The organism is Nonomuraea sp. NPDC047529, assembly GCF_040642995.1.
Lineage (GTDB): Bacteria > Actinomycetota > Actinomycetes > Streptosporangiales > Streptosporangiaceae > Nonomuraea.
Genome location: NZ_JBEYTJ010000046.1, coordinates 58,364 through 82,155, shown reverse-complemented (window position 1 = coordinate 82,155; position 23,792 = coordinate 58,364). Strand labels below are relative to the sequence as shown.

At 70.7% G+C, this 23,792-nt stretch carries 23 protein-coding genes; 8 read left to right on the top strand and 15 right to left on the bottom strand.

Annotation, left to right across the window (positions count from 1 at the left end; genetic code table 11):
* Positions 1–111: 111 nt before the first annotated feature.
* The 5 genes from ABZ815_RS44740 to ABZ815_RS44720 all read right to left on the bottom strand — a co-directional run bounded on the left by ABZ815_RS44740 (position 112) and on the right by ABZ815_RS44720 (position 5,852).
* Positions 112–966: a xanthine dehydrogenase family protein subunit M gene (locus tag ABZ815_RS44740; RefSeq protein WP_357707808.1), complete on the bottom strand. Its 855-nt coding sequence runs from the start codon at positions 964–966 to the stop codon at positions 112–114.
* The gene (locus ABZ815_RS44735; protein ID WP_357707807.1) at positions 963–3,332 is read right to left on the bottom strand and encodes a xanthine dehydrogenase family protein molybdopterin-binding subunit; all 2,370 of its coding nucleotides are present in this window, start codon (positions 3,330–3,332) and stop codon (positions 963–965) included. Before ABZ815_RS44735 ends, ABZ815_RS44740 begins: the two co-directional genes overlap by 4 nt.
* The gene (locus ABZ815_RS44730) at positions 3,329–3,811 is read right to left on the bottom strand and encodes a (2Fe-2S)-binding protein (RefSeq protein ID WP_357707806.1); all 483 of its coding nucleotides are present in this window, start codon (positions 3,809–3,811) and stop codon (positions 3,329–3,331) included. Before ABZ815_RS44730 ends, ABZ815_RS44735 begins: the two co-directional genes overlap by 4 nt.
* Before the next feature lie 72 nt (positions 3,812–3,883).
* A complete protein-coding gene (locus ABZ815_RS44725; protein ID WP_357707804.1) occupies positions 3,884–4,087 on the bottom strand; it encodes a hypothetical protein in 204 nt (67 codons plus the stop codon).
* Entirely contained in the window at positions 4,077–5,852 is a 1,776-nt protein-coding gene (locus tag ABZ815_RS44720; protein ID WP_357707803.1) for a PspC domain-containing protein, read from the bottom strand. The genes ABZ815_RS44725 and ABZ815_RS44720 overlap by 11 nt, the downstream gene beginning before the upstream one ends.
* 114 nt (positions 5,853–5,966) lie before the next feature.
* On the opposite strand from ABZ815_RS44720, the gene ABZ815_RS44715 reads away from it, so the two are divergent.
* The 3 genes from ABZ815_RS44715 to ABZ815_RS44705 all read left to right on the top strand — a co-directional run bounded on the left by ABZ815_RS44715 (position 5,967) and on the right by ABZ815_RS44705 (position 8,871).
* Entirely contained in the window at positions 5,967–7,175 is a 1,209-nt protein-coding gene (locus ABZ815_RS44715; protein ID WP_357707801.1) for a PspC domain-containing protein, read from the top strand.
* Complete coding sequence (locus tag ABZ815_RS44710; RefSeq protein WP_352323887.1) at positions 7,172–7,804, top strand: response regulator transcription factor; 633 nt, start codon at positions 7,172–7,174, stop codon at positions 7,802–7,804. The genes ABZ815_RS44715 and ABZ815_RS44710 overlap by 4 nt, the downstream gene beginning before the upstream one ends.
* 107 nt (positions 7,805–7,911) lie before the next feature.
* Positions 7,912–8,871, top strand: coding sequence for a L,D-transpeptidase (locus tag ABZ815_RS44705; protein WP_357707800.1), 960 nt, complete (start codon positions 7,912–7,914; stop codon positions 8,869–8,871).
* Between the two features lie 115 nt (positions 8,872–8,986).
* Here ABZ815_RS44705 and pcrA read toward each other — a convergent pair whose 3' ends face one another.
* A complete protein-coding gene (gene pcrA, locus ABZ815_RS44700) occupies positions 8,987–11,209 on the bottom strand; it encodes a DNA helicase PcrA (RefSeq protein ID WP_357707811.1) in 2,223 nt (740 codons plus the stop codon).
* Between the two features lie 125 nt (positions 11,210–11,334).
* Between pcrA and ABZ815_RS44695 the strand changes: the two genes are divergently transcribed.
* Positions 11,335–12,054: a PIG-L deacetylase family protein gene (locus ABZ815_RS44695; RefSeq protein WP_357707799.1), complete on the top strand. Its 720-nt coding sequence runs from the start codon at positions 11,335–11,337 to the stop codon at positions 12,052–12,054.
* A 21-nt stretch (positions 12,055–12,075) separates the two neighbouring features.
* Here ABZ815_RS44695 and ABZ815_RS44690 read toward each other — a convergent pair whose 3' ends face one another.
* The 6 genes from ABZ815_RS44690 to ABZ815_RS44665 all read right to left on the bottom strand — a co-directional run bounded on the left by ABZ815_RS44690 (position 12,076) and on the right by ABZ815_RS44665 (position 16,132).
* Positions 12,076–12,504 (bottom strand): PIN domain-containing protein, encoded by a 429-nt coding sequence (locus tag ABZ815_RS44690; RefSeq protein ID WP_357707798.1) that lies wholly within the window; start codon positions 12,502–12,504, stop codon positions 12,076–12,078.
* Positions 12,501–12,701: a type II toxin-antitoxin system VapB family antitoxin gene (locus ABZ815_RS44685; protein ID WP_357707796.1), complete on the bottom strand. Its 201-nt coding sequence runs from the start codon at positions 12,699–12,701 to the stop codon at positions 12,501–12,503. Before ABZ815_RS44685 ends, ABZ815_RS44690 begins: the two co-directional genes overlap by 4 nt.
* Before the next feature lie 226 nt (positions 12,702–12,927).
* A complete protein-coding gene (locus ABZ815_RS44680) occupies positions 12,928–13,608 on the bottom strand; it encodes a CPBP family intramembrane glutamic endopeptidase (protein ID WP_357707794.1) in 681 nt (226 codons plus the stop codon).
* A gap of 132 nt (positions 13,609–13,740) precedes the next feature.
* Positions 13,741–13,998 carry a WhiB family transcriptional regulator gene (locus ABZ815_RS44675; RefSeq protein ID WP_357707793.1) on the bottom strand — a complete coding sequence of 86 codons (258 nt, stop codon included), beginning with the start codon at positions 13,996–13,998 and terminating at the stop codon, positions 13,741–13,743.
* An 89-nt stretch (positions 13,999–14,087) separates the two neighbouring features.
* Positions 14,088–14,735 (bottom strand): neutral zinc metallopeptidase, encoded by a 648-nt coding sequence (locus ABZ815_RS44670; RefSeq protein WP_357707792.1) that lies wholly within the window; start codon positions 14,733–14,735, stop codon positions 14,088–14,090.
* Positions 14,732–16,132 carry a glutamate--cysteine ligase gene (locus tag ABZ815_RS44665; RefSeq protein WP_357707791.1) on the bottom strand — a complete coding sequence of 467 codons (1,401 nt, stop codon included), beginning with the start codon at positions 16,130–16,132 and terminating at the stop codon, positions 14,732–14,734. The genes ABZ815_RS44670 and ABZ815_RS44665 overlap by 4 nt, the downstream gene beginning before the upstream one ends.
* Before the next feature lie 192 nt (positions 16,133–16,324).
* Between ABZ815_RS44665 and galE the strand changes: the two genes are divergently transcribed.
* The gene (gene galE / locus ABZ815_RS44660; protein WP_357707790.1) at positions 16,325–17,302 is read left to right on the top strand and encodes a UDP-glucose 4-epimerase GalE; all 978 of its coding nucleotides are present in this window, start codon (positions 16,325–16,327) and stop codon (positions 17,300–17,302) included.
* Between the two features lie 168 nt (positions 17,303–17,470).
* On the opposite strand, the gene ABZ815_RS44655 is transcribed toward galE, so the two are convergent.
* Positions 17,471–18,250: a hypothetical protein gene (locus ABZ815_RS44655; RefSeq protein WP_357707789.1), complete on the bottom strand. Its 780-nt coding sequence runs from the start codon at positions 18,248–18,250 to the stop codon at positions 17,471–17,473.
* Between the two features lie 32 nt (positions 18,251–18,282).
* Entirely contained in the window at positions 18,283–19,098 is an 816-nt protein-coding gene (locus ABZ815_RS44650) for a hypothetical protein (protein ID WP_357707787.1), read from the bottom strand.
* Positions 19,099–19,451: 353 nt separating this feature from the next.
* On the opposite strand from ABZ815_RS44650, the gene sucC reads away from it, so the two are divergent.
* From sucC to ABZ815_RS44635, 3 genes are all read left to right on the top strand, one after another.
* The gene (gene sucC / locus ABZ815_RS44645) at positions 19,452–20,633 is read left to right on the top strand and encodes an ADP-forming succinate--CoA ligase subunit beta (RefSeq protein WP_357707786.1); all 1,182 of its coding nucleotides are present in this window, start codon (positions 19,452–19,454) and stop codon (positions 20,631–20,633) included.
* Positions 20,634–20,636: 3 nt separating this feature from the next.
* On the top strand, positions 20,637–21,512 hold the full coding sequence (sucD, locus tag ABZ815_RS44640; protein WP_125644468.1) for a succinate--CoA ligase subunit alpha: 876 nt from the start codon (positions 20,637–20,639) through the stop codon (positions 21,510–21,512).
* 190 nt (positions 21,513–21,702) lie between these two features.
* Complete coding sequence (locus ABZ815_RS44635) at positions 21,703–23,352, top strand: DUF6350 family protein (RefSeq protein ID WP_357707785.1); 1,650 nt, start codon at positions 21,703–21,705, stop codon at positions 23,350–23,352.
* Here ABZ815_RS44635 and ABZ815_RS44630 read toward each other — a convergent pair.
* Complete coding sequence (locus ABZ815_RS44630; RefSeq protein WP_357707783.1) at positions 23,349–23,768, bottom strand: hypothetical protein; 420 nt, start codon at positions 23,766–23,768, stop codon at positions 23,349–23,351. The genes ABZ815_RS44635 and ABZ815_RS44630 overlap by 4 nt on opposite strands.
* Between the last annotated feature and the right edge of the window lie 24 nt (positions 23,769–23,792).

Sequence of the window (23,792 nt, the reverse complement as noted above, 5' to 3'; positions counted from 1 at the left end):
TTACCATCCCCCCGTCCCAAACCCCCCCCCCACTCCCCCCCCCTACTCCCGGTGGGTCTCCCAAACCCCGGGCGGGGGGGGCCCCCCCGGGGGGGCCCCCCCCCGCCTCACTCAGGGGGACCCGGCGGCCGTGCGCACCGCCCGGTGGGTCAGGACGCGGGCCAGGTGGCGGCGGTAGTCGGGCTGGGCGTGCAGGTCGGCGGGCGGAGAGGTGCCGTCCGCGGCCTGCTCGCACGCCTGCCGCACCTGGTCGCCGAGCTCGACGCCCGGCAACGCGGCCTCCGTCGCGCGGGCGCGCACCGGCGTCGGGCCCATGTTCGTCAGCGCGACCCTGGCCTCGGCGATCGCGCCGTCGGAACGCCGGACCGCGGCCGCCACGCCGACGATCGCCCACGACTGCGCGGTCCGGTGGAACTTCTCGTAGTGGAAGCCCCAGCCCGCGCCCAGCTTCGGCAGCTTCACCCCGACCAGGATCTCCCCGGCCCGCAGCGACGTCTCCAGGTAGTCGACGAAGAACTCGGCGGCCGGGATCTCCCGCTCGCCCTCCGCCGACCCGGCCACGATCACGCCGTCCAGCGCCAGCACCACGGCGGGCAGGTCACCCGCCGGATCGGCGTGGGCCAGCGAGCCGCCGAACGTCCCCCGGTGCCTGATCGCCGGGTCGGCCACCCTGGCCGTGGCCAGCGCCACCAGCGGGACGCCGTCGTTCACCACCGGGGAGCGCATCACCTCGTCGTGCGTGGCCAGCGCGCCGATGAAGACGTGGTCGCCCCGGTCGTGCACGCCGTTCAGGCCGGGCAGGCGGCCGATGTCCACCAGCTTGGACGGGTAGGCCAGCCGCAGCCGCAGCAGCGGGAGCAACGACTGCCCGCCGGCCAGGACCTTGGCGTCCTCGTCGGAGGCGAGCTCCGCGCAGGCCGCCGCCAGCGAGTCGGGACGCACGTAGTCGAACGGTGCGGGGATCATCGCCGCGCTCCTTCCAGCGCTCGCCAGACACGCTCGGGCGTGCACGGCATCCGGACGTCGTCGATGCCGTACGGCCGCAGCGCGTCCACGATCGCGTTCACCACCGCCGGGGTCGAGGCGATCGTGCCGGCCTCGCCGACGCCCTTGACGCCCAGCGGGTTGCCGGTCGCCGGGGTCTCGGTCCGGTCCGTCGTGAACGAGGGCAGGTCCGCCGCCGACGGCAGCAGGTAGTCGGCCATGGTCGTGGTCAGCAGGTTGCCGTCGGGGTCGTAGACGGCCTCCTCGTACAGCGCCTGCGCCACGCCCTGCGCGATGCCGCCGTGCACCTGGCCCTCGACGATCAGCGGGTTGACCACCTTGCCGACGTCGTCCACGGCCACGTACGAGCGGATGCGGCTCATGCCCGTCTCGGTGTCCACCTCCATCGCGCACAGGTGCGTGCCGTGCGGGAAGGAGTAGTTGTCCGGGTCGAACGTGGCGTCGGAGTCGAGCCGCGCCTCCACGCCGTCGGGCAGGTCGTGCGCCTGGAAGGCGGCGTAGGCCAGTTCCTGGATCGTCCTGCTCGACCCGGTGCCGCGCACCTTGAACGCGCCGCCGCCGAACTCCAGGTCGTCCGGCGAGCATTCGAGCATGTGGGCGGCCAGCTTCCTGGCCTTCTCCCTGACCTTCTCGCACGCCTGCAGCACGGCGATGCCGCCCACGACCAGCGAGCGCGAGCCGTAGGTGTCCATGCCCTTGTGCGCGACGGCCGTGTCGCCGTGCAGCACGCGCACGTCCTCGAACGGCACGCCCAGCGCGTCGGCCACGATCTGGCTCCACGCCGTCACGTGCCCCTGGCCGTGCGGGGACGTGCCGGTGATGACCTCGACCTTGCCGGTCGGCAGCATGCGCACCGAGCCGTGCTCCCAGCCGCCCGCCCCGAACCTCGCCGCCCCGAGCAGCCTCGACGGCGCCAGCCCGCACATCTCCGTGTACGTGCTGACCCCGATCCCGAGCTGCACCGGATCGCCCCGGTCCCGCCGGTCGGCCTGTTCGGCCCGCAGCTTGTCGTAGCCGAACAGCGACAGCGCCTTCTCCGTGGCCGCCTCGTAGTTGCCCGAGTCGTAGGTCAGCCCCGAGATCGTCGTGTACGGGAACTCCTCGTGCCTGATCCAGTTGCGCCTGCGCACCTCCAGCGGGTCCAGGCCCAGCTCGGCGGCGAGCTCGTCCATCGTCCGCTCGATGCCGAACGTGGCCTCCGGGCGGCCCGCGCCCCGGTAGGCGTCCGTGGGCATCTTGGTGGTGAACACGCCCCGGCAACCGAACTCGTACGCGTCCATCTTGTAGATCGCGTTGAACATGGACGCCCCGAGCAGCGGCACCCCCGGCGTCACCAGCATCAGGTACGCGCCCATGTCCGCCAGCAGCTCCACCCGGAGCCCCCGGATGCGCCCGTCGGCGTCGGCGGCGAGCCGGATGCGCTGGAGCTGGTCGCGGCCGTGGTGCACGGTCAGGTTGCCCTCGGAGCGGGACTCGGTCCACTTGACCGGCCTGCCCAGCCTGCGCGCCATCAGCAGGCAGAGCACCTCCTCCGCGGTGACCTGCAACTTCGAGCCGAACCCGCCGCCCACGTCGGGCGCGACCACCCGCAGGTCGTGCTCGGGGATGCCGGTCACGACGGCCAGCATCACCCGCAGGATGTGCGGGATCTGGGTGGAGGTCCACATCGTGAACGAGTCGCCGTCGGTGTCCACGAGCACCGCGCGCGGTTCCATCGCCGTCGGGATGAGCCGCTGCTGCACGTACGTCCGGTCGACGACGACCGCGGCGCCGTCGAACGCCGCCTCGACGTCACCCGAGGTGATCTTCATGGAGAACGCCTGGTTGCCCGCCTCGTGCACCTTCGGGCTGTCCGGCGACAGCGCCTCGGTCATGTCGAGCACCGCGGGCAGCGGCTCGTAGTCGACCTCGATGGCCTCCAGCGCGTCGGCCGCCCGGTACCGGTCGGTCGCGACCACGCAGGCCACGGCCTCGCCGACGTACCGGACCTCGGAGGTCGCCATCGGCGGATGGTCGGGGATGACGACGTCGTCGGTCACCGGCCACGCGCACGGCAGGCTGCCCTGCTCGCCGGCGAAGTCCTGGCCGCTGAACGCGGCCACCACGCCGGGCAGGCCGCGGGCCGCCGACACGTCCACCCGGGTGATCCGGGCGTGGGCCATCGGGCTGCGCAGGAACATCACGTGCAGCGTGCCGGGCCGGGACAGGTTGTCCGTCCAGCGCGTGCGCCCCGTCAGCAGCCTGGCGTCCTCCTTCCGCCTGCGCGGCCGGCCCACCTCGTGGACGGCGTCCTGCCCGGTGACGGCCTCGGGGCTCGGCTCGCTCACTGCGTCCTCACCGCCTGCCCCATCTCCTGCGCGCCGCGCTTCACCGCGCGCACGATGTTGCAGTAGCCCGTGCAGCGGCACAGGTTGCCCTCCAGCCCGTGCCTGATCGACTCCTCCGACGGCTCCGGGTCCTCCCGTACCAGGTCGATCGCGGCCATGACCATGCCGGGGGTGCAGTAGCCGCACTGCAGCGCGTGCTCTTCGTGGAAGGCCCGCTGCATCGGGTGCATCGACCCGTTCGCGCCCAGGCCCTCGATGGTGACGACGTCGCCGCCGTCGGCCTGGACGGCGAGCACCGAGCAGCTCTTGACGCTCTTGCCGTCGAGCAGGACCGTGCACGCGCCGCAGTTGCTGGTGTCGCAGCCGACCGGGGTGCCGGTCCTGCCGAGCCGCTCACGTAGTAGATGGACGAGGAGGAGCCGCGGCTCGACGTCCTCCTCGTACTTGATCCCGTCGACGGTGACGGTGATTCGGGGCATACGTCCTCCCTCAGGAGCAGGGGGAAAGGCGGACACACCCGAAACTACGCCGGTGTTTTTCCCGGTCAAGGGTTACTTGCCGCGGACCACCCGCGCGATGATCGCCACCACCCCCGCGAAGGCCAGCCCCACGACCGTCACCCCGACCAGGATCAGCGCGTCCCTGAGCTCGCGGGTCACGACGAGAATGCCCAGCACCACGAACAACGTGCCGCTCAGCAGGGCCATCCAGTCGGTCCGGTGCAGCCGCCGGACGCGCTCGACGTCACGCGCCACGCCGCACCTCCATGTCGCCGAGGCCGCCACGCAGGTTCAGCACGATCGTGAACTCCTCGTCCGCGGCCCTGATCTCGGGCTCCAGCACCTTGTCGAACTTGATGTCGACGCCGCCCCTGATCGACTGGTCGACCTTGATGTCGCCGACCTTGTTCGACGCGTGCACCTCGACCCTGGCCGTCGGCGGCACGATCACCGTCAGCTCGCCCACGGAGACCCTGGCGTCGAACGTCAGGCTCGTGCCCGGCAGCGCCTTCAGCTCCGTCAGGTCCAGCCGTCCCTCGCCGACGCCGACGTCGTAGACCCTGCCCGCTTCCGAGGGCTTGGTCAGGTACCAGGTGGAGTCGCCGACGTTGCGCGGCAGACCGCCCAGCATCAGGCCCACGCCGATCAGCAGCGCGACCGTGGTGCCCGCCGCGACGAGACCGGCTCCGCGGCCCCACCAGGCGGCGATGAGCAGCCCGGCGCCGATGGTGATGAGCACGGCGCCGCCGACGATGGTCGGGCTCACGCCCGCGGCCGACCTGGCCTGGACCGCCACGACGATCCCTCCCACTATGATCGCGAGCAAGATGGTGATGACCCCGATGAACGACTTGGGGCGTCGTTGCCGTGGCGCCGGGCTGTGCGCCTGGCCGGGGGCCGGGCGGCCGTACAGGGCGGGGTCGTAGGGCGAGTAGCCGGCCTGCCGCCTGGCCGGGTCGAGCGGGCGGTAGGGGCCCTTCGGGGCGAAGGGCTCGCCGTAGCCGCTGTAGTCGATCGCGGTTCTGGGCTGGGGGCGGTAGCCGGGCGGCTCCTGCCGCGACGCCGCCTGCGGCCGCGGGGCCTCGACCCGGGTCTTCGGGGACTCCGCTCGGGGGGCGTCCGTTCGGGGGGCATCTGTTTCGGGGGCCTCAGCCTGGCGGGTGGCGTCCGCTCGGGGGGCGTCCGTCTTGGGGGTTTCCGCCTGGCGGGTGGCGTCCTGCGGGAGCTCGTGCTCCGCCGTCACGGCCCCGGCGGCCTCCATCGCCTGCGCGGCCTCGATCTTCGACATCTCGGCCCGCTCTTCCTCAGCGGAGGGCGTCTCGGGCTTGTCCGTACGGGGAGCCTCGGGCTGGCGTCCGGCCGACATCGCCCGCAGTCGCGCGGCCACGGCCTCGGCGTGGGCGGCGGCCGTCGTCCTGGGGGCTGCCGTCCTGGGGGCGGGCGCGGGGGACTCGGGGTGGGCCGTCGCGGTGTCGCCCAGGCCGGACCAGCCGGGTTCGGCGGGACGCACCGGCGGGGTCGCGGGCGGCGCGTAGGGCGGCGCGGGCGACTCCGCGTCGGGGGAGCGCCGGCGACCGAGCCGCTCGGGCATCGAGCGGGCCAGCGCCAGCAGGTCGACGCCGCTGGAGTGGGCCGCGAGCAGCGAGACGGCCAGCAGCACGCCGACCACCAGCGTGCCGGTGTCGAGCCACACGGTCGCGAGGTTGAGCGCGAGACCGAACCCGAGCACCGCCGTCAGCAGCGCCATCACGGTCTCGGCGTCGAAGTCGCGACGGGTCCACTGCTCGATGATCCCCGGCCCGCCGTTGGGCTCCTTCATCAGCAGGAACGCCGCGATGTACAGGAAGATCCCAATGCCCGAGCCGAGCAGGAGCACGGCGAACGCCACGCGGAACACCACGGGGTCGATGCCGGTGTGCCGCCCGAGACCGGCGCAGACGCCCATGAGGAAGCGCCCTTCGCTGCTGCGTCGCAGCTCCCGGGGCGGGGCGGCGGGTTGCCTGGGCGGAGCTTCTGTCATGGAACCATCGTGGACCGTCGGGCGGGGTGACCGCATCCGGGAGACCCCTGACTCGACCCTGGGGGTTGTTCCCTGATGCCCGAAGTGCCTGCGACATGTGACGATGGCGATGTTATGGCAGACCAGAAGACACTTGCCGAGCCCACCGGCGATCGACCCTATCGCCGGATGCTCCGCCCCATGGAGGGCCGCCTGCTCGGCGGCGTGGCCCAGGGGCTGGCGGCGCAGCTCTCCCTCGATCCCGTCGTGATCAGGCTGATGTTCGTGCTGCTCAGCGTCGTGGACGGGGTCGGCATGGTGGCCTACGCCGTGCTGTGGATGATCACTCCGCGTGAGCCGTACGAGGGGCAGCCGCCGCAGCGCGACTGGAGTCAGCTAGCCGCCTTCAGCGCGATCGGCGTGGCGCTGGCCGCGTTCGGCTGGCTGACCGGGGCCTCGAAGGGCGGGATCGGCATGTTGCCGTTCGCCGTCGGCGGCATCGGCGCGCTCATCCTCTGGCAGCAGGCCGACCCCGAACGCCGCAAGAACTGGGTCAGCGGCGCGACCAAGAGCATCCGTACCAACCGCGTGCGCACGCTGCTCGGCGTGACGCTGGTCGTCATCGGCGCGGCCGGCTTCCTGTACGCCCAGGGCGAACTGGCCAAGGCCAGGCCCGGCCTGATGTTCACGGTCGTCGTGGTCGGCGGCATCGCGGTCATCGCGACGCCCTGGCTGGCCGGCCTGTGGAAGGAGCTCCAGCTCGAACGCCGCGAGCGCATCCGGCAGGAGGAGCGCGCCGAGGTGGCCGCCATGGTGCACGACTCGGTGCTGCACACGCTCACCCTCATCCAGCGCGTCTCGAACGACCCCCGCGAGGTCACCAGGCTGGCCCGCTCCCAGGAACGCGAGCTGCGCAACTGGCTCTACCAGCCCGCCCAGGACGCCGACGCCACCGTGGCCGCCGCCGTACGCAGGATCGCGGCCGAGGAGGAGGACTCGCACGGCGTGCCCATCGAGGTCGTCTGCGTCGGCGACCTCGACCTCGACCCGCAGGGCAAGCTGGCGGCGATGCTCAAGGCGTCCAGGCAGGCGATGGTCAACGCGGCCAAATATTCTGAGAGCCCGGCCATCTCCGTCTACGCGGAGGTGGAGGGCTTGGAGGTGACCATCTTCGTGAAGGACCGCGGAAAGGGCTTCGACCTTGAGGCGGTACCCCTCGACAGAATGGGCATCAGGGAGTCCATCATCGGGAGAATGGAACGTCACGGCGGCACGGCCAGGGTCCGCACCGAGCCCGGCGAGGGCACGGAAGTGATGCTGACGATGAAGGTGGACAAGCAATGACACGCGTGTTGATCGTCGACGACCACCGGCTGTTCAGATCCGGCGTACGCGCGGAGCTGGGCGACTCGATCGAGGTCGTGGGCGAGGCGGAGGACGTCGAGACGGCGGTCAAGGCCATCGCCGAGCACCAGCCCGACGTGGTCCTGCTCGACGTGCACATGCCCGGCGGCGGCGGCCAGGAGGTGCTGCGCCGCGTCCTCAGCACCGGCTCGCAGGTCCGCTTCCTCGCGCTGTCGGTCTCCGACGCCGCCGAGGACGTCATCGGCGTCATCAGGGGCGGCGCCCGCGGCTACGTGACCAAGAACATCAGCGGCAAGGAGCTCACCGACGCCATCCGCCGGGTGGCCGACGGCGACGCGGTCTTCTCGCCGCGGCTGGCCGGGTTCGTCCTCGACGCCTTCGCCTCGTCCGAGGCGCCGTCGATCGATCCCGAGCTCGACTCGCTCACCCAGCGCGAACGCGAGGTGCTGCGGCTGATCGCCCGCGGTTACGCGTACAAGGAGATCGCCAAGGAGCTGTTCATCTCGGTCAAGACCGTGGAGACCCACGTCTCGTCCGTGCTGCGCAAGCTCCAGCTCTCCAACCGGCACGAGCTGTCCCGCTGGGCCACCGCGCGCCGCCTGGTCTGACCCTGCTTTCTGGACCGTTACAAGGTCGTTACGGCCGTTCGTAGACGAATCGCCTGTCTCAGTAGTCACACATGGAAGGAGAAGCACATAATCCAGGAGTAATCCCCTTGAATCGCGTCCCCCGGTTGCTTGCCATGGTCGCACTGCTGTCGGCTGCGGCCTGTTCAGCAGAAGGCGTACCAGCCCCGCAGGTCCCGCAGGCCCGGACGACCGCCTCCGTGGGCGCCGCCGCGGCTGCTCACGTCGCGGCTCCGGCCAAGAAGGTCAAGCTCGACATCGCCGACATCACTCCCATGGGGGAGACGTCGGAGAAGGTCGGCGTCGGTTTCCCGATCATCGTCACGTTCGACCGGGACGTGAAGGACAAGGCCGCCGTCGAGGCGCTGCTGGAGGTCGAGGCCGACAAACCGGTCGACGGCGCCTGGCGCTGGGTGTCGGCCCGCAAGGTCATCTACCGGACGAAGACGTACTGGAAGCCGCACCAGAAGGTGCTGTTCACCGCGCGCCTCAGCCAGCTCCCCGGCAACAAGGCCGAGGACGTCACCCGCCGCTTCGCCGTCGGCAATGCGAACATCTCGGTCGTGGACACCCGCAAGCACCAGATGAAGGTCTACCGGGACGGCAAGATCGCCAAGAAGATCGCGATCAGCGCCGGCCGCGGCGGCCTGCTGCGCAACGGCGTGGACGTCTACCTCACCACCAGCGGCGTGCACCTCACGATGGGCAAGAAGTCCGTCGAGACGATGACGTCGTCCTGGATGGGGGTGACCGACCCCAAGGACCCGCGCTACTACAAGGAGGAGATCCCCTGGGCGGTGCGCATCTCCGACAGCGGCGAGTACGTCCACCAGAGCGCCGGCTACTACCAGTACCTCGGCCGCTCCAACCAGAGCCACGGCTGCGTGCGCGCCACCCCCGAGGGCGCCAAGTGGTTCTACGGCATCGCCCAGCGCGGTGACGTCGTCAAGATCACCGGAACCAAGCGCAAGCTCGACTGGCGCAACGGCTGGAGCTACTGGCAGCTCAACTGGACCCAGTGGAAGCAGGGCAGCGCCCTCAAGCCCTGACCGTGACCCTGTCGGCAGGGCTCCCACCCAGGAGCCCTGCCACCCTGCGACCCCCGGCCCGGGGCATGTCGTCAGGAGCCCGGCCGTCGAAGGCCGGGCGCCCGCTGACCAGGGGTCAGAGCTTCTCCAGGGGCGCGTACGCCAGCAGCAGCGTCTTCTCCCCGTCGCCACCGAAGTCGATCTTGACCTTGGTCTTCTCCGCCACCCCGTCCACGGCCACCACCGTGCCGAGCCCCCACTTGTCGTGCGTCACCCGATCGCCCACCGCCAGCGACGGGACCTGACGCGCCCCGCCGCCCTTGGGCGCCGGCCGCGGGGTCGGCTCCCGCCGCGTCGCCGCGCTCCAGGCCGACTTCTCCGGGTCGGTACGCCAGTCGATGAGCTGCCCCGGCACCTCGTTCACGAACCGCGAGGCCGGGTTGAACGACGGCGACCCCCACGAGCTGCGCACCGCCGCCCGCGTGAGGTAGAGCCGCTTCTGCGCCCGGGTGATGCCGACGTAGGCCAGCCGCCGCTCCTCCTCCAGCTCCTTCGGCTCGCCCAGCGACCGGACGTGCGGGAACACGCCGTCCTCCATCGCCGTCAGGAAGACGACAGGGAACTCCAGCCCCTTGGCCGTGTGCAGGGTCATCAGCGTGACGACCCCCTGCCCGCCCTCGGCGTCGGGGATCTGGTCGGCGTCGGCCACCAGCGACACCTGCTCCAGGAACTCCACCAGCGTGCCCTCGGGATTGGCCTCCTCGAACTCCGAGGCCACCGAGACGAGCTCGTTGAGGTTCTCCAGGCGGGACTCGTCCTGAGGGTCTTCGGACGCCTCCAGCTCGGCGCGGTAGCCGGTGGCCACGAGGATCTCCTCGGCCAGCGTGGACGGCGGCACGCCCTCGGCCTTGGCGATCAGCTCCTCCAGCATCGCCACGAACTCGCGCACCGCGTTGAGCGAGCGCGTCGCCATGCCGTACGCCTCGTCGGCCCGGCGCAGCGCGTCCCAGAACGAGATGCGCTCGCGCGAGGACAGCGCCTCGATCATCGCCTCGGCCCGCTCGCCGATGCCGCGCTTGGGCACGTTGAGGATGCGCCGCATCGACACCACGTCGGCCGGGTTGGCCAGCACCCGCAGGTAGGCCAGCAGGTCCTTGACCTCCTTGCGCTCGTAGAAGCGCACGCCCCCGACCACCTTGTACGGCAGCCCGGTGCGGATGAAGATCTCCTCGAACACGCGGGAGGCGGCGTTGGTCCGGTAGAACACCGCGACCTCGCTGGGCTTGACGCCCTCCTCGTCGCTGAGCCGGTCGACCTCCTGGGCCACGAACATGGCCTCGTCGTGCTCGTTGTCGGCGACGTAGCCCACGATCTTGGGGCCGTCGCCCTGGTCGGACCAGAGGTTCTTCGGCTTGCGCCCCTCGTTGCGCGCGATCACCGCGTTGGCCGCGGCCAGGATGTTCTGGGTGGAGCGGTAGTTCTGCTCCAGCAGGATCGTGCGGGCGTCGGGGTAGTCGCGCTCGAACTCCAGGATGTTGCGGATCGTCGCGCCGCGGAAGGCGTAGATCGACTGGTCGGCGTCGCCCACCACGCACAGCTCGGACATGTCGCCGCCCGAGCGCACCACGTCGCCGTCGGCGGTGCGCAGCTCGGGATGGCCCACCAGCTCGCGGATCAGGATGTACTGGGCGTGGTTGGTGTCCTGGTACTCGTCGACCAGCACGTGCCTGAACCGCATCCGGTAGTGCTCGGCCACCTCGGGGAAGAGCTGGAACAACGTCACCGTGTTCATGATGATGTCGTCGAAGTCCATCGCGCCGGCCTCGGTCAGCTTGAGCTGATAGGCCTTGTACGCCTGCGCGAGCGTCTTCTCCAGGTGCGAGCCCGCCCTGTCCAGCGCGGTCTCGTAGTCGACCAGCTCGTTCTTGAAGTTGCTGACCTGCGCCGAGAACGAACGCGGCGGGTAGCGCTTCGGGTCGAGCTCCATCTCCCTGCAGACCATCGCCATCAGCCGCTGCGAGTCGGCCTGGTCGTAGATCGAGAAACTCGACGGGAAGCCCAGCCGCTTGGCCTCGCGCCGCAGGATGCGCATGCAGGCGCTGTGGAACGTCATCACCCACATCGCCTTGGAGCGCGGGCCGACGAGCTTGTCGATGCGCTCCTTCATCTCGCGGGCGGCCTTGTTGGTGAAGGTGATGGCCAGGATCTCGCCCGGATGCGCGTTGCGCTCGGCCAGCAGGTAGGCGATGCGGTGGGTGAGCACCCGCGTCTTCCCCGACCCCGCCCCCGCCACGATGAGCAGCGGGCTGCCATGATGGATCACGGCCTCGCGCTGCTGGGGGTTGAGGCCGTCGAGCAAGGGGTGGTCAACAGAGACTTGGGTCGGCACCCACCTAGGTTAAGACGAGCCACCGACAAACGGCGCCCGGAATGCCTCCGACGGGGTGCCGGTTGTCCTCCGTACAGGGTCCAGGAAGGGGAGCCATGCTGCCGGAATCCGAGATCAACCGGGTACTTGTCGTCACCGCCCATCCCGACGACGTCGACTTCGGATCGGCGGGGAGCGTGGCGCTGTTCGTGGATCGGGGCGTGGAGGTCACGTACCTGCTGGTCACCGACGGTGACGCCGGCGGCAACGAGCGCACCCTGGACAACTCGGGAATGGCCGAGCTCCGCAGGACCGAGCAGCTCGCCGCCGCCAAGGCGGTCGGCGTGACGGACGTACGCTTCCTCGGCTACTCCGACGGCCGGGTCGTGCCCTCGCTCGACCTCCGGCGCGACATCGCCAGGGTGATCCGCCAGGTACGTCCGGACCTGGTCATCACCCACCACCCCGACCGCAACTACCAGTTCGTCGCCCCCAGCCACCCCGACCACCGGGCCGTGGGCGGCGCGGCCCTCGACGCGGTCTACCCCGACGCCCGCAACCCCTACGCCTTCCCCGAGCTGCTGCGCGACGAGGGCCTGGAGGCGTGGACGGTCAGGGAGGTCTGGCTGAACGGCGGCCAGACCCCCAACCACTGGGTCGACGTCACCGAGGTCATGGACCGTAAGCTCGCGGCCCTGCAGTCGCACGTCAGCCAGGTCGCCCACGTCGAGGGCTTCGCCGATTTCGTCCGCGGCCGCTTCGCCGCCTGGGCCGAGCAGGCCGGCTTCGGCGAGGGCCACTACGCGGAGGGTTTCCAGGTCGTGCCCACGGCCTGACCTGGACGTTCCTCCCTCGGCTCAGGGGATGGAGCCCGGCGGCGCCACCCAGAGCGCGGGCTGCCCGGTGACCTCGGAGATGATGTCGAAGTCCCGGTCGTAGTGCAGGATCGTCGCCTGGTGCACCTCGGCGCAGGCGGCGATCAGCAGATCATTCAGCCCGACCGCCTGGTGGTGCGACCTGCCGGCGAGCATCGCCTGCACCTCCAGGGCCCTGCCGCCGACCTTTCTGTGCGTGATGGACAGGAGGCGGAAGCCCTCCCGCAGGTGGCGGGCGTCCTTCTCGTAGCCCTTGGGGTCACGGGCGCTGTGGAGCACCTCCAGTTGCGTGACCTCGCAGACGGCGAGCGTCCTGTCGAGCATGAGCGCTTCGAGGGCCTGATGGACCGCCGGATGCGGCATGCGGGCCAGGGCGCTCTTGTCGATGAGGTAGACCACTCCGGTGGTCACCACGCATGCTTCAGGAGCTCCGGGTCCAGGAGATCCGTATTGTCCCGTGTACGCCAGTATTCGAAGGCCTCGCGTCGCTTGGCCCTCTGGGCGACCTCCTCCAGGGCGGCGTTCACCGTCTCCTTCATGGTCGATGTCCCCAGTTCGTGCTGGGCCAGCTCCAGAAGCCTCTTGTCGATGTCGATCACAGTACGCATACACCACCACCTCCGTACCTCCACCGGACGAATCTCTGATCCTGATGTGCGGCGTCTGGGGAGCCCGTCGGAGCTCCCGCGATGCGCGTCTCGGGTGAAGGTAGAGCCATCGGGGCGAGTCAAGTGGACCGTTCCAAAGGAAGTGGAAGGATCCTCAGCTTCGGAGGTGGAATCCTCATCCCGGCCTGGCACAAGTCTCTACCCGGCCGGAACCGATCATCCGGTTTCAGTGCTTTGCTGAGATCCTCGCGAAGAGGTAGCCGAGGGAGTTGGTCGCCAGATGCAGCATCGACGGCGCGAGCAGTCCGCCGCGGCGCCGGAGCTCGCAGAAGAGCACCCCCGCCGCCGCCGTGGACAGCACGCTGCCCGCCACCACCCGCGCGACGTCGAGGTGGGCGGGCGACTCGCCCGCGGTCAGCGCCCCGAGCGCCGGGTTCGCGCGGGCCATGTCGATCGCCGGGAGGATGTGCCAGAGGCCGAACAGGGCCGAGGAGACCGCCGTGGCGGCGACCGCGCCGTGCCGCCTGGCCAGCATGGCGTGCAGCGCGCCGCGGAACCCGACCTCCTCCAGCAGGACCGTGCCCAGAGGGACCTGGACCAGGGCCTCCTCCAGGGCGCGGGCGCGCGAGAGCGACAGGGCGCGCTCGTCGCGGAAGAGCGGCCGGGTGCGGGGTACGGCGATGCCCACGGTGTAGACGGCGGCCACGGCCGTCGCCAGCGCGCCGCCGACGGCCGCGCCCCTGGGGGCCTGTTCGAACCCGAGTTCCCGCCAGGAGGCGCCGCTCCGGCGTGCCATGGCCACGAGCGCGGCGGTGGCGGCGACGGACGTCAGCGGGGCGAGCCTTGGGGCGATCTTGTTGTTGAGGACGTTGGCGGCGGTGAGGACGGCGATCGAGCGCAACAGCACCCTTGCAGGCTACGTCGCGCCACAGGACCCCGGCGTCGCACCGTCCGGCGGGGAAGCGCCGGGGGATGGCGGGGCGGGCTGTCCGGCAGGAACCCGTCCGGCGATGCGGGGCGTCGGTCGGTGGGGGAGGTGTCAGGAGGCGGCGGAGTTGCGCCAGCCTGCGGGGAAGCGGGTGCGGCGGCGTTCCTGCGGGGTGAGGCCGCCCCAGATGCCTTCCGTCTCGCCCTCGCGTAAGGCGTAGGCGCGGCACTCGTTCACGACCGGGCAGCGGGCGCAGACCGCCTTCGCCCGGGCCTCCTGCAGCGGCGAGGGGGCGAGGGGGAAGAAGAGGTCAGGGTCGCTGGACCTGCACGCGCCTTTACGCAGCCAGCCGATCTCCTCCAGTGGCATGACTCCACCGTAGAGCCAGGTCATGATCAGACGCATCATCCTCTGGGCTGACCCACGGGTACATCCTCAGGAGACGCCCGAGCCCGTCCTCAGCAGCCGCCGACGCCGCCTTCGTAGCCGTCGGCGAAGGCGGACTGGCGTTGCTCGGCGGTGCCGTGGGCGGCGGGGTTCAGCCAGTCGTCCGTGGGGTCGCCGGCGGCCTCCAGGCTGGTCAGGAGCTCGTCCTCGTCACCGGGCTGGGCCTGCAGAGAGCCCGAGCGGACCAGGGCCGACAGCGTCCCGCCGGCGTAGCAGTCGGCCTGGAGCTCGGCCTGGACGTTCAGCTCGAAACCGGTCCTGAGCTGGGCCTGGACGGCGTGCCCGAACTCGTGGGGAATGATCACGTACACCGAGCCGTCGCCCATGTCGTTCCACAGGGACTCCATCCACGACCGGTCGAAGGCGATGTAGTGGCCCTCGGGGCAGTAGAAGGCGTTGTTCGGCACGGACGGCTCGCCCCCGCACGAAGGACCGGAACTCCCGGAGTAAGGGATGAAGGCGGCGATAGGCCGATAAGTCATCCCCTGCTGGTCGAAGAACTCCGCCCAGAACGACTCGGTGAGCGTACGCGCGGTCCGCAGGTCGTCCTCGAAGGTGTCGGCCCCCTGGACGTCCCGGGACACGGGCCGGGTGTCGCCGCAGGCGGCGAGCAGCAGGACGAGGGCCAGGACGAGGACACGGGCGCGCACGAGGTTCACACGTCCCAAGTGTGCACCGGATCGTTGGCGTGCATGCGGTTGATGTAGTCCAACGTCATCGCGCGTAGCGCCTCGTGCCGGTCGCCGCCCTGCGCGCGCACCCGTTCGACCTGCCAGGTCGCGCCCGTACGGCCGGTCAGGCAGCGTCCCTCGATGATGCCGAGCAGCCGGTCGGCCACCGGCGTGTGCACGCCCCACTCGGCCAGGCCCGCGCGCGCCATGGGCAGCAGCCGGCGCAGGATCAGCTCGGCCGCCGGCACCTCGCCCAGCCCCGGCCAGTAGAGCCGGGCGTCCAGGCCGTGCCGGGCCGCGGCGGCGAGGTTGTCCTCGGCGGTGCGGAAGGACATCTGGCTCCAGATCGGGCGCTCGGCCGACGGGAGCACGCGCATCAACCCGTAGTAGAACGCGGCGTTCGCGGCGATGTCGGCCACCGTGGGGCCGGCGGGCAGGACGCGGTTCTCCACGCGCAGGTGCGGCACGCCGTCCACGACCGCGTAGACGGGCCGGTTCCAGCGGTAGATGGTGCCGTTGTGCAGGGTCAGCTCGTGCAGGTGGGGGATGCGTCCCTGCGCCAGTTCGGCGCGCGGGTCCTCCTCCTCGCACAGGGGGAGCAGCGCCGGATAGTAGCTGACGTTCTCCTCGAACAGGTCGAAGACGCTGGTGATCCAGCGCTCCCCGAACCACACCCGCGGCCGCACACCCTGCGTCTTCAGCTCGGCCGGACGGGTGTCGGTGGCCTGCTCGAACAGCGCGATCCTGGTCTCGCGGTGCAGCTCCTTGCCGAACAGGTAGGGGGAGTTGGCCGCGACCGCGACCTGGGGGCCCGCGATGACCTGGGCGGCGTTCCAGTGCGGCGCGAACGCCTCCGGACTGACCTGGAGGTGGAGCTGCACGCTCGTGCACGCGGCCTCGGGCGCGACGCTGTCGGCGTGGGTGTCGAGGCGTTCCACGCCCTCGATGCACAGGTGCAGGTCCTCGCCGCGGGCGGCGAAGATCTGCTCGTTGAGCAGGCGGTAGCGGGGGTTGGCCGACAGGGTTCCCTCGCTGATGTCCTGCTCGCGCAGCGTGGGCAGGATGCCGACCAGCATCAGGTGCCCGTCCTGGGAGCGGGCGCGCTCCTCGGCGTGGTTGAGCCGCCTCCGTACGTCCTCCTCCAGGTGCAGCGGGCCGTCGCCGGTCAGCTCCCGGGGCTCGACGTTGATCTCGATGTTGAACTGGCCCAGCTCGGTGGCCCAGTCCGGCTGCTCGATCGCGGCCAGCACCTGGGCGTTGCGCATGGCGGCCTCGCCCCGGGCGTCCACGATGTTGAGCTCGATCTCCAGGCCCGCGCGGGGGCGTTCGAACTCGAAGCGGGACTCGCGCAACATCTGGGCGAAGACGTCGAGACATCGACGCACCTTTTCCCGATATTTCCGGCGATCGTCCCGGCTGAACACGACGACTGGTACGTCCCTGCCCATACCAGGAAATGTCGCACGGCTGGGCCGACATGACCAGCGGGAGACCGGCCCGGCCTCCCCGCGGGCCGGGCGTCATGAAGATCATCGTCGGGGCGCGCGGCCCTCGCGGGGGGCCCGTAGGGTGCGGGGATGCGCGTATTGATTACCGGTGGGGCGGGCTACATCGGCAGCACGATCGGGTCGGCGTGCCTCGACGCCGGCATCGAGCCCGTGATCCTCGACAGCCTCGTGACGGGCCGCAGGGAGTTCGCCGACGGACGCATCTTCTACGAGGGCGACGTCGGCGACGGCGCCCTCGTCGACAAGATCTTCGCCGAGCACCCCGACATCGAGGCCGTCGTCCACTGCGCCGCCCTGATCGTCGTGCCCGACTCCGTCGCCGACCCGGTCGGCTACTACCGCGCGAACGTCGCCAAGAGCCTGGAGTTCACCGACCACCTGCTGCGCAACGGCTGCGAGCGGATGGTCTTCAGCTCGTCCGCGTCGATCTACCGCGCCGGCGAGGACCACACCGTCGACGAGGACTCGCCGCTCGCCCCGCAGAGCCCGTACGCGCGGACCAAGGCGGTCTGCGAGGCCATGTTCGCCGACATCGCCGCCACCCGCCCGATCCGCATCCTGTCCCTGCGCTACTTCAACCCGATCGGCGCCGACCCGGCCATGCGCACGGGCCTGCAACTGCGCCGTCCCAGCCACGCCCTGGGCAAGATGATCGAGGCGTACGAGGAGGGCGTGCCGTTCCGGATCACCGGCACCGGCTACCCGACGAGCGACGGCACGGGCATCCGCGACTACGTGCACGTCTGGGACCTGGCCGCCGCGCACGTGGAGGCGCTGCGCCGGTTCGACTCCCTGGACGCCGACGTGATCAATCTCGGCACCGGCGCCGGCACGACGGTCCGGGAGCTGGCCGAGGCGTTCAACCGGGTGGTCGACCGGCCGATCGACGTGGTCGAGGCGCCCGCCCGGCCCGGTGACGTGGCGGGGGCGTACACGCGCAGCGACCGGGCCCGCCGGCTGCTCGGCTGGGAGGCCCGGTTCACGGTCGAGGAGGGCATCAGGCACTCGCTGGAGTGGGCGTCCCTGCGCGACTCCCGCCTGACCTGACCTGCCCGCCGGTCGGCCCCGAAGGTGGCCTGCGCGGCGAGTTCACGGGGGTCGAACGTGCAGGTGAGGCCGCTCGTCAGGCTGTGCGGGGCCTTGAACCCGGTCACGCCCTCCGGAGCGACGGCGTGGCCGCCAGGGCGGCGGCCACGCCGGTGACGGCTCGACGGTCTACTTGCTCAGACCGAGCGAGCTGGTGGAACCTTCGGGGATGTCCTCGAAGGCGGTGAGAAGCTCCGCCATCGTGGCCTCGTCGGCTTCTTCGGAGGAGATCACGTCGTCCTCCGAGGGCGCCTTGATCGTGATCTTCGCGCCCCAGCCGGTGAACCGGGTCTCGACGGCGGTTCGCGTCCAGTCCTTGCCACGGCCGGCTCCGGTATCGGTGTCGAGCCGGGTCGGCAGCCCCGCGGAGTCGAGGCCGAGCAGGTAGGAGAACGGCCCGCTGCCTCCGGGGCCGAGCGCCCCGGCCTCCTTGGCCGTGAGCGAGCCGCGGTGCAGCCCGCCCTTGACGCTCTTGGCATGGGCCACCAGCGATCGCAGCACCCTGGGCTTGAAGACGTCGACGCCCGCCAACGAGACGAGGGGCTCGCCCTCGAACGCCATGAGCACCCACGTCTTGCCCATGGGCAGCCGGTCGAGCATCAGCGGCGACTGGAAGTAGAAGCGTCCGCCGACGCTGACGACGCGCATCCAGTCGGTGGAGGCGGCATTCTTGCCCGTGTCCCTGACCATGAGGTCAGAGGCGACAACGCCCGACTTGCCGAACTCCACGGACCCGGTGACCCGGATGGTCTCCCGAAGGCCGGGGCTGTTCGACGTCGTGCGCATCGTCACGCCGTGGCCGGGGACGAACTGCCGCTTCAGCGCCGCGCCCGGGTCCGCGGCCGCCTGTGCGGGGACGGCCGGGAGGAGCGCCGCGGCCGTCACCGCGGCCGCGAGCATTCGTTTCATGAACTTCCTCGGGAAAAAGGGACCCTGCAGGGCTATCTGACGTTGCCCAGCGAGTTGAGCGAGCCGTCCGGGATGTCCTGCGGGACCGTGCTGTCGTCGCCGAGCTCGGAGACGTCGGCGACCTCGTCGGCCGGCGGGGCCTTGACCTTGACCTTGGCGCCCCAGCCGGTGAAGCGGGTCTCGGTCGTGCTGTGGCTGGCGCCGAGGATGCCGTAGTCGAGGGTCCAGTCGCTGACGACCCTGGTGACCAGGCCCTGGGAGTTCAGGGCGAGCAGGTAGGAGACCTCGACCTTGGCGACCTTCTTGTCGACGGGCTGGCCGTAGATCTTGCCGAGCTCCTTGACCGTGAGCGAGCCGCGGTAGATGCCGCCCTTGGTGCTCTTGGCGTGGGAGACGAGGGCCTTCAGCACCTTGGGCTCGAAGACGTCGAGCATCTGGTTGGAGTTGCTGATCCTGATGCCGGTGTCGGGGTAGCGGACCCACTTCTTGCCCTCGGGCAGGCCCTCGCTGTAAAGACCGCCCTGCGCGTATACGTGCTTGCCCACAGTGATCATCCGGGACGGCATCAGCGACGCGAACACGTCGGAGTTCTTGCCGGCGCTGTGATTCCTCACGTCCGAGGCGACGATTCCGCCCTTGCCGAACTCGAAAACGCCGGTCGTCTTCGTGGCGCCGGTGCTCTTGCCGTCCAGCGAGGAGCGGGACGTCTCGGTGAACCGCACGCCGTGCCCGGCGACGTACTGCTTCTTCAGCGCCTTCGCCGGGTCCACGGGCGCGGCCTGGGCCGGGGTCGCGGTGACCAGCGCCGCCGCGGAGGCCAGGGCCAGGCCCGCGATAATTCGCTTCATCCGATTCCTTCAGATCAAGAATGAGGGGAGCAGGAATCCTGCCAATTGAAGATCACGACCATATATCGAGAGACACCGCATAAGGCAGCGAATTGGTGCACTTTCGGTGCAGAGTGGGACATGGTGAAGTGAGATCACCGTCACATAGCGGAAGAACCGTGCCCCGATGACCTGTGCAGGTCAAGCTTGGGGCTAGGCTTCACTGGCGGAAACGCCCGGCACGCACCCCTGAGCGTAGGAGCTCGCCGTGAGAGAGCGAGGCACGAAGCCGACACGAGCGGCGAGCGGACGCGACCGTCAGCGCAGTTGCCCGGGCCGTCGAACATCAGTCGGATAAGCAAGGACGGACCCTCGTGGACCTGTTCGAACATCAGGCGAAGGAGCTCTTCGCTGACTACGGCATCCCGGTGCCACGCGGCATCGTCGCCAACACCGTGGAGGAGGTGCGGGCGGCGGCTGAGGAGCTGACCGGCCGCATTGTCGTCAAGGCCCAGGTCAAGACCGGCGGTCGCGGCAAGGCCGGCGGCGTGAAGGTGGCCGACGACGCCGCCGACGCCGTCGAGAAGGCCACCGCCATCCTCGGCATGGACATCAAGGGCCACACGGTCCACAAGGTGCTCGTGGAGGAGGCCAGCGCGATCGCGGAGGAGTACTACTTCTCCTTCCTGCTCGACCGCGCCAACCGGACCTTCCTCGCGATCTGCTCCGCCGCCGGCGGCATGGACATCGAAGAGGTCGCCCACAGCACGCCCGAGAAGGTCGCCAAGGTGCCGGTCTCGGCCCTCGACGGCATCGACCGCGCCAAGGCCCGTGAGATCGCGGTGGCCGGCGGCCTGCCCGAGAAGTCGCTCGACGGCGCCGCCGAGCTCATCGAGAAGCTGTGGCACTGCTTCGTCGACGAGGACGCCACGCTGGTCGAGGTCAACCCGATGATCCTGTCGGCCGACGGCCAGGTGAAGGCCCTCGACGGCAAGGTCACCCTCGACGAGAACGCCGGCTTCCGCCAGGCCGACCACGAGGCGCTGGCCGACAAGGCCGCCGAGGACCCTCTGGAGGCCAAGGCCAAGGAGAAGGACCTCAACTACGTCAAGCTCGACGGCAACGTCGGCATCATCGGCAACGGCGCGGGCCTGGTCATGTCCACCCTCGACGTGGTCGCCTACGCCGGTGAGGCGTACCCCGGCAAGCCGTCCCCGGCGAACTTCCTCGACATCGGCGGCGGCGCCTCGGCCGAGGTCATGGCCGCGGGCCTGGAGATCATCCTCTCCGACCCGAGCGTCAAGTCGATCTTCGTGAACGTCTTCGGCGGCATCACCGCCTGCGACGCCGTCGCCAACGGCATCGTCTCGGCGTTCAAGCTGCTGGAGAGCCGCGGCGAGGCCGTGACCCACCCGCTGGTGGTCCGCCTCGACGGCAACAACGCCCTGCTCGGGCGGCAGATCCTGGCCGACGCCGCGCTCCCGCGGGTCGAGCTGGTTGACACGATGGACGACGCGGCCAAGCGGGCCGCCGAGCTCGCTGCGGTAGGTGCGTGAGTCATGGCTATCTGGCTGACCGAGAACAGCAAGATCATTGTTCAGGGCATGACCGGCGGTGAGGGCACCAAGCACACCCGCCGCATGCTCGCCTCCGGCGCGAAGGTCGTCGGCGGCGTCAACGCCCGCAAGGCGGGCATCACGCACGAGGGCCTGCCCGTGTTCGGCACGGTGAAGGAGGCCATGGAGCAGACCGGCGCCGACGTGTCGGTCGTCTTCGTGCCGCCGGCCCACACCAAGGCCGCCGTCAAGGAGGCCGTCGACGCGGAGATCCCGCTCTGCGTCGTGATCACCGAGGGCATCCCGGTCCACGACTCGACCGAGTTCTGGGCGTACGCGGTGGCCAAGGGCAACAAGACCCGCATCATCGGTCCCAACTGCCCCGGCATCGCCTCGCCCGGCGCGTCCAACGCCGGCATCATCCCCGCCGACATCACCACCGCCGGCCGCATCGGCCTGGTCTCGAAGTCCGGCACGCTGACCTACCAGCTCATGTACGAGCTGCGCGACTTCGGTTTCTCGACCGCGGTCGGCATCGGCGGCGACCCGGTCATCGGCACCACGCACATCGACGCGCTCCAGGCGTTCCAGGACGACCCGGACACCGACGCGATCGTGATGATCGGTGAGATCGGCGGCGACGCCGAGGAGCGTGCCGCGGCCTACATCGAGCAGCACGTCACCAAGCCGGTCGTGGCCTACGTCGCGGGCTTCACCGCCCCCGAGGGCAAGACGATGGGCCACGCCGGCGCCATCGTCTCCGGCTCGGCCGGCACCGCCCAGGCCAAGAAGGAGGCCCTGGAGAAGGTCGGCGTCCGCGTCGGCAAGACCCCCTCCGAGACGGCCCGCCTGATGCGCGAGATCATGCAGTCCCGCTAGTCACGCGTGGAAAAGCCCCGCCTGGCCGCCGCCATGCGGGGCTTTTCCATGTCCGGGGGCCGTCGGGGCGGCGCGTAAAGGGCTGGGCAAGGGGATGGGACGCGTTCGCGGGGGTGTCTCGGTGACAAAGTGGACCCGCTGCGGCGCGTCAACCAAGCGATGGTTGGGAAAGATTGAGAAAATCACATCTGTGACGGCCATTCTCGACCAGTTGCGTACCGCCCCCAAGTCGGTGCTCGGCAAGCTCCCCGGGGTCTCGACCGACGACGACGAGACGAGGCGGCCGCTACCCGTGTCAGGGATGCTCGCCGCCGCCTGCACGCTGGGCGTCGGCCTGGCCGTGCTCACCACGCTCACCCTCGTCGGCTGGATCGCCGCGCCGCGCGGCACGCTCGGCGCGGGCCTGCCCGGGGTGTTCCGCGCCGCGGCGCAGCTCTGGCTGGCCGCGCACCACGCGGGGTTCGCGATGCCCGGTGGCCGGGTCGGGCTGCTGCCTCTCGGGCTGATGGTGCTGCCCGCGTTCCTGCTCTACCGCGCCGGCCGGTGGATGGCCCGCGACGCCGACCTGCGGCTGCGCCTGCCCGCCCGGCTGCCCAAGAACAGCCCGCGCGAGCAGGCCAACGCCCGCCGCCGCGCGCAGCTCGTGCTGGTCGGCCAGGCCGGCGTCTCGCTGGCGGCCCCCTACGCGTTGCTGGCCGGGCTGATCGCGCTGGTGGCGAGCAACGAGATCACCCAGCCGTTCATCGGCGAGGCGCTGCTCAGCCACTTCGTGCTGGCCTTCCTGGCGGGCTCGCTGGCCACCGCGCGCATGATCGGCCCGTGGCGGATCATGCTCAAGCTGCTGCCCGAGCGGCTGCGGGCCGTCACGGTCGGCACGGCGGTCGCCACCACGGCGCTGCTGGCGTCCGGGCTGGGGCTGGTGCTGGTCGCGGTCGTGCTGAACTTCGGGCAGGTCAGGGAGTTGTCGGACGTGCTCGCGCCGGGGTTCGTCGGCGGCGTGCTGCTGTTGCTGCTCCAGCTCCTCTACCTGCTCAACGCCGTGATCTGGGCCTCCTCGTACATCGCCGGCCCCGGCTTCGCCATCGGCGCGGACACGCTGGTCGCCCCGACCGGCGTCCAGCTCGGCACGGTGCCCAGCCTGCCGATGCTGGGCGCGCTGCCCGAGAGCGGGCCCGTGCCCGCGTGGATGATGGCGGTGATCGCGCTGCCGTTCGCGGCGGGCGCGGTGGCGGGCGTGTTCGTGGCCCGCATCTCGCCCTCGCACTCGTACGAGGCCGCCCCCCTGTGGGGCTTCCTGACCGGCGTCTCCACCGGCCTGGTCGCCGGCCTGCTGGCCGCGCTGTCCGGCGGGCCCATCGGCGGCGGCCGGCTGTCGGCGATCGGCCCGTCCCCGTGGGAGGTGGCGTTGTCGGTGGCCCTGGAGGTCGGCGTGGCCGCCGGCATCTCGGCGGGCGTGGCCAACCTGCTGCTGCTCAACAAGAAGGCCCGCGCGCCGCTCGACAAGGCCGCCGCGCCGGTCCGCAAGGCGGGCGCGGCCATCGCCAAGGCGGCCAGCAAGGTGGGCCTGGCCGAGTCCGACCCGCGCCCGCTGCCCGGCCACTGGATGGATGCCACCGAGGCCGACACCCAGGAGATCCCGGTCATCAGGGACGACTGGCAGGACGAACACGCCTCCGCGGAGGCCGAGACCCTGGCCCAGGCCCGCCCGCGCCCGGCCGGGACCACGCCCGGCGGCCCCGGCGACCCGGCCCGCCCGCCGCGCAAGGACATCGTGGACGAGTCCGACGACCGCGGCGGTCACGTCATCTACGTCGACCCCTACGCCTGGGACCGTGACTAGGGCTGCATCGCCCCGAGCAGCTGGAGGACGTCGGGCGGCAGCTTGCGCTGCGCGGCGTCACGGAACTGGGTGAAGCACTCGCCCTGGGCCGAGACCGTGCCCGCGCCCTTCATGCACTCCTGGTAGGCGGAGTACTCGTCCATCAGGTAGAGCTGCATCCCCGTGGCCATCGCCGACAGGGCCAGCGCGATGGAGGAGATGGTGATGCCGCCGACGGCCGTGCCCGTGGGCTTGTGGGCGCCCCTCAGCCGTGGCAGCGCGCGGACCCCGGACATGAGCGCGAACAGGGCCATGACCAGGCCGGCGAGCGGCAGCATGAACGTCATGGCCAGCGCCGCGATGGACAACCAGATCGCACGGCGACCCGCTGAATCGGCGGGCTGCTGGCCCGCCGGTGCCTGCACCGGTGTCGACACCTGACCTCCTCTGCGTCGCCGGGC

Excerpts from the sequence above, each read along its gene's own strand:
- ABZ815_RS44740 (WP_357707808.1), bottom strand. The coding sequence starts at position 966 with ATGATCCCCGCACCGTTCGACTACGTGCGTCCCGACTCGCTGGCGGCG.
- ABZ815_RS44730 (WP_357707806.1), bottom strand. The coding sequence starts at position 3,811 with ATGCCCCGAATCACCGTCACCGTCGACGGGATCAAGTACGAGGAGGAC.
- ABZ815_RS44720 (WP_357707803.1), bottom strand. The coding sequence starts at position 5,852 with ATGACAGAAGCTCCGCCCAGGCAACCCGCCGCCCCGCCCCGGGAGCTG.
- ABZ815_RS44715 (WP_357707801.1), top strand. The coding sequence starts at position 5,967 with ATGGCAGACCAGAAGACACTTGCCGAGCCCACCGGCGATCGACCCTAT.
- ABZ815_RS44710 (WP_352323887.1), top strand. The coding sequence starts at position 7,172 with ATGACACGCGTGTTGATCGTCGACGACCACCGGCTGTTCAGATCCGGC.
- ABZ815_RS44695 (WP_357707799.1), top strand. The coding sequence starts at position 11,335 with ATGCTGCCGGAATCCGAGATCAACCGGGTACTTGTCGTCACCGCCCAT.
- ABZ815_RS44685 (WP_357707796.1), bottom strand. The coding sequence starts at position 12,701 with ATGCGTACTGTGATCGACATCGACAAGAGGCTTCTGGAGCTGGCCCAG.
- ABZ815_RS44675 (WP_357707793.1), bottom strand. The coding sequence starts at position 13,998 with ATGCCACTGGAGGAGATCGGCTGGCTGCGTAAAGGCGCGTGCAGGTCC.
- galE (WP_357707790.1), top strand. The coding sequence starts at position 16,325 with ATGCGCGTATTGATTACCGGTGGGGCGGGCTACATCGGCAGCACGATC.
- ABZ815_RS44655 (WP_357707789.1), bottom strand. The coding sequence starts at position 18,250 with ATGAAACGAATGCTCGCGGCCGCGGTGACGGCCGCGGCGCTCCTCCCG.
- ABZ815_RS44650 (WP_357707787.1), bottom strand. The coding sequence starts at position 19,098 with ATGAAGCGAATTATCGCGGGCCTGGCCCTGGCCTCCGCGGCGGCGCTG.
- sucD (WP_125644468.1), top strand. The coding sequence starts at position 20,637 with ATGGCTATCTGGCTGACCGAGAACAGCAAGATCATTGTTCAGGGCATG.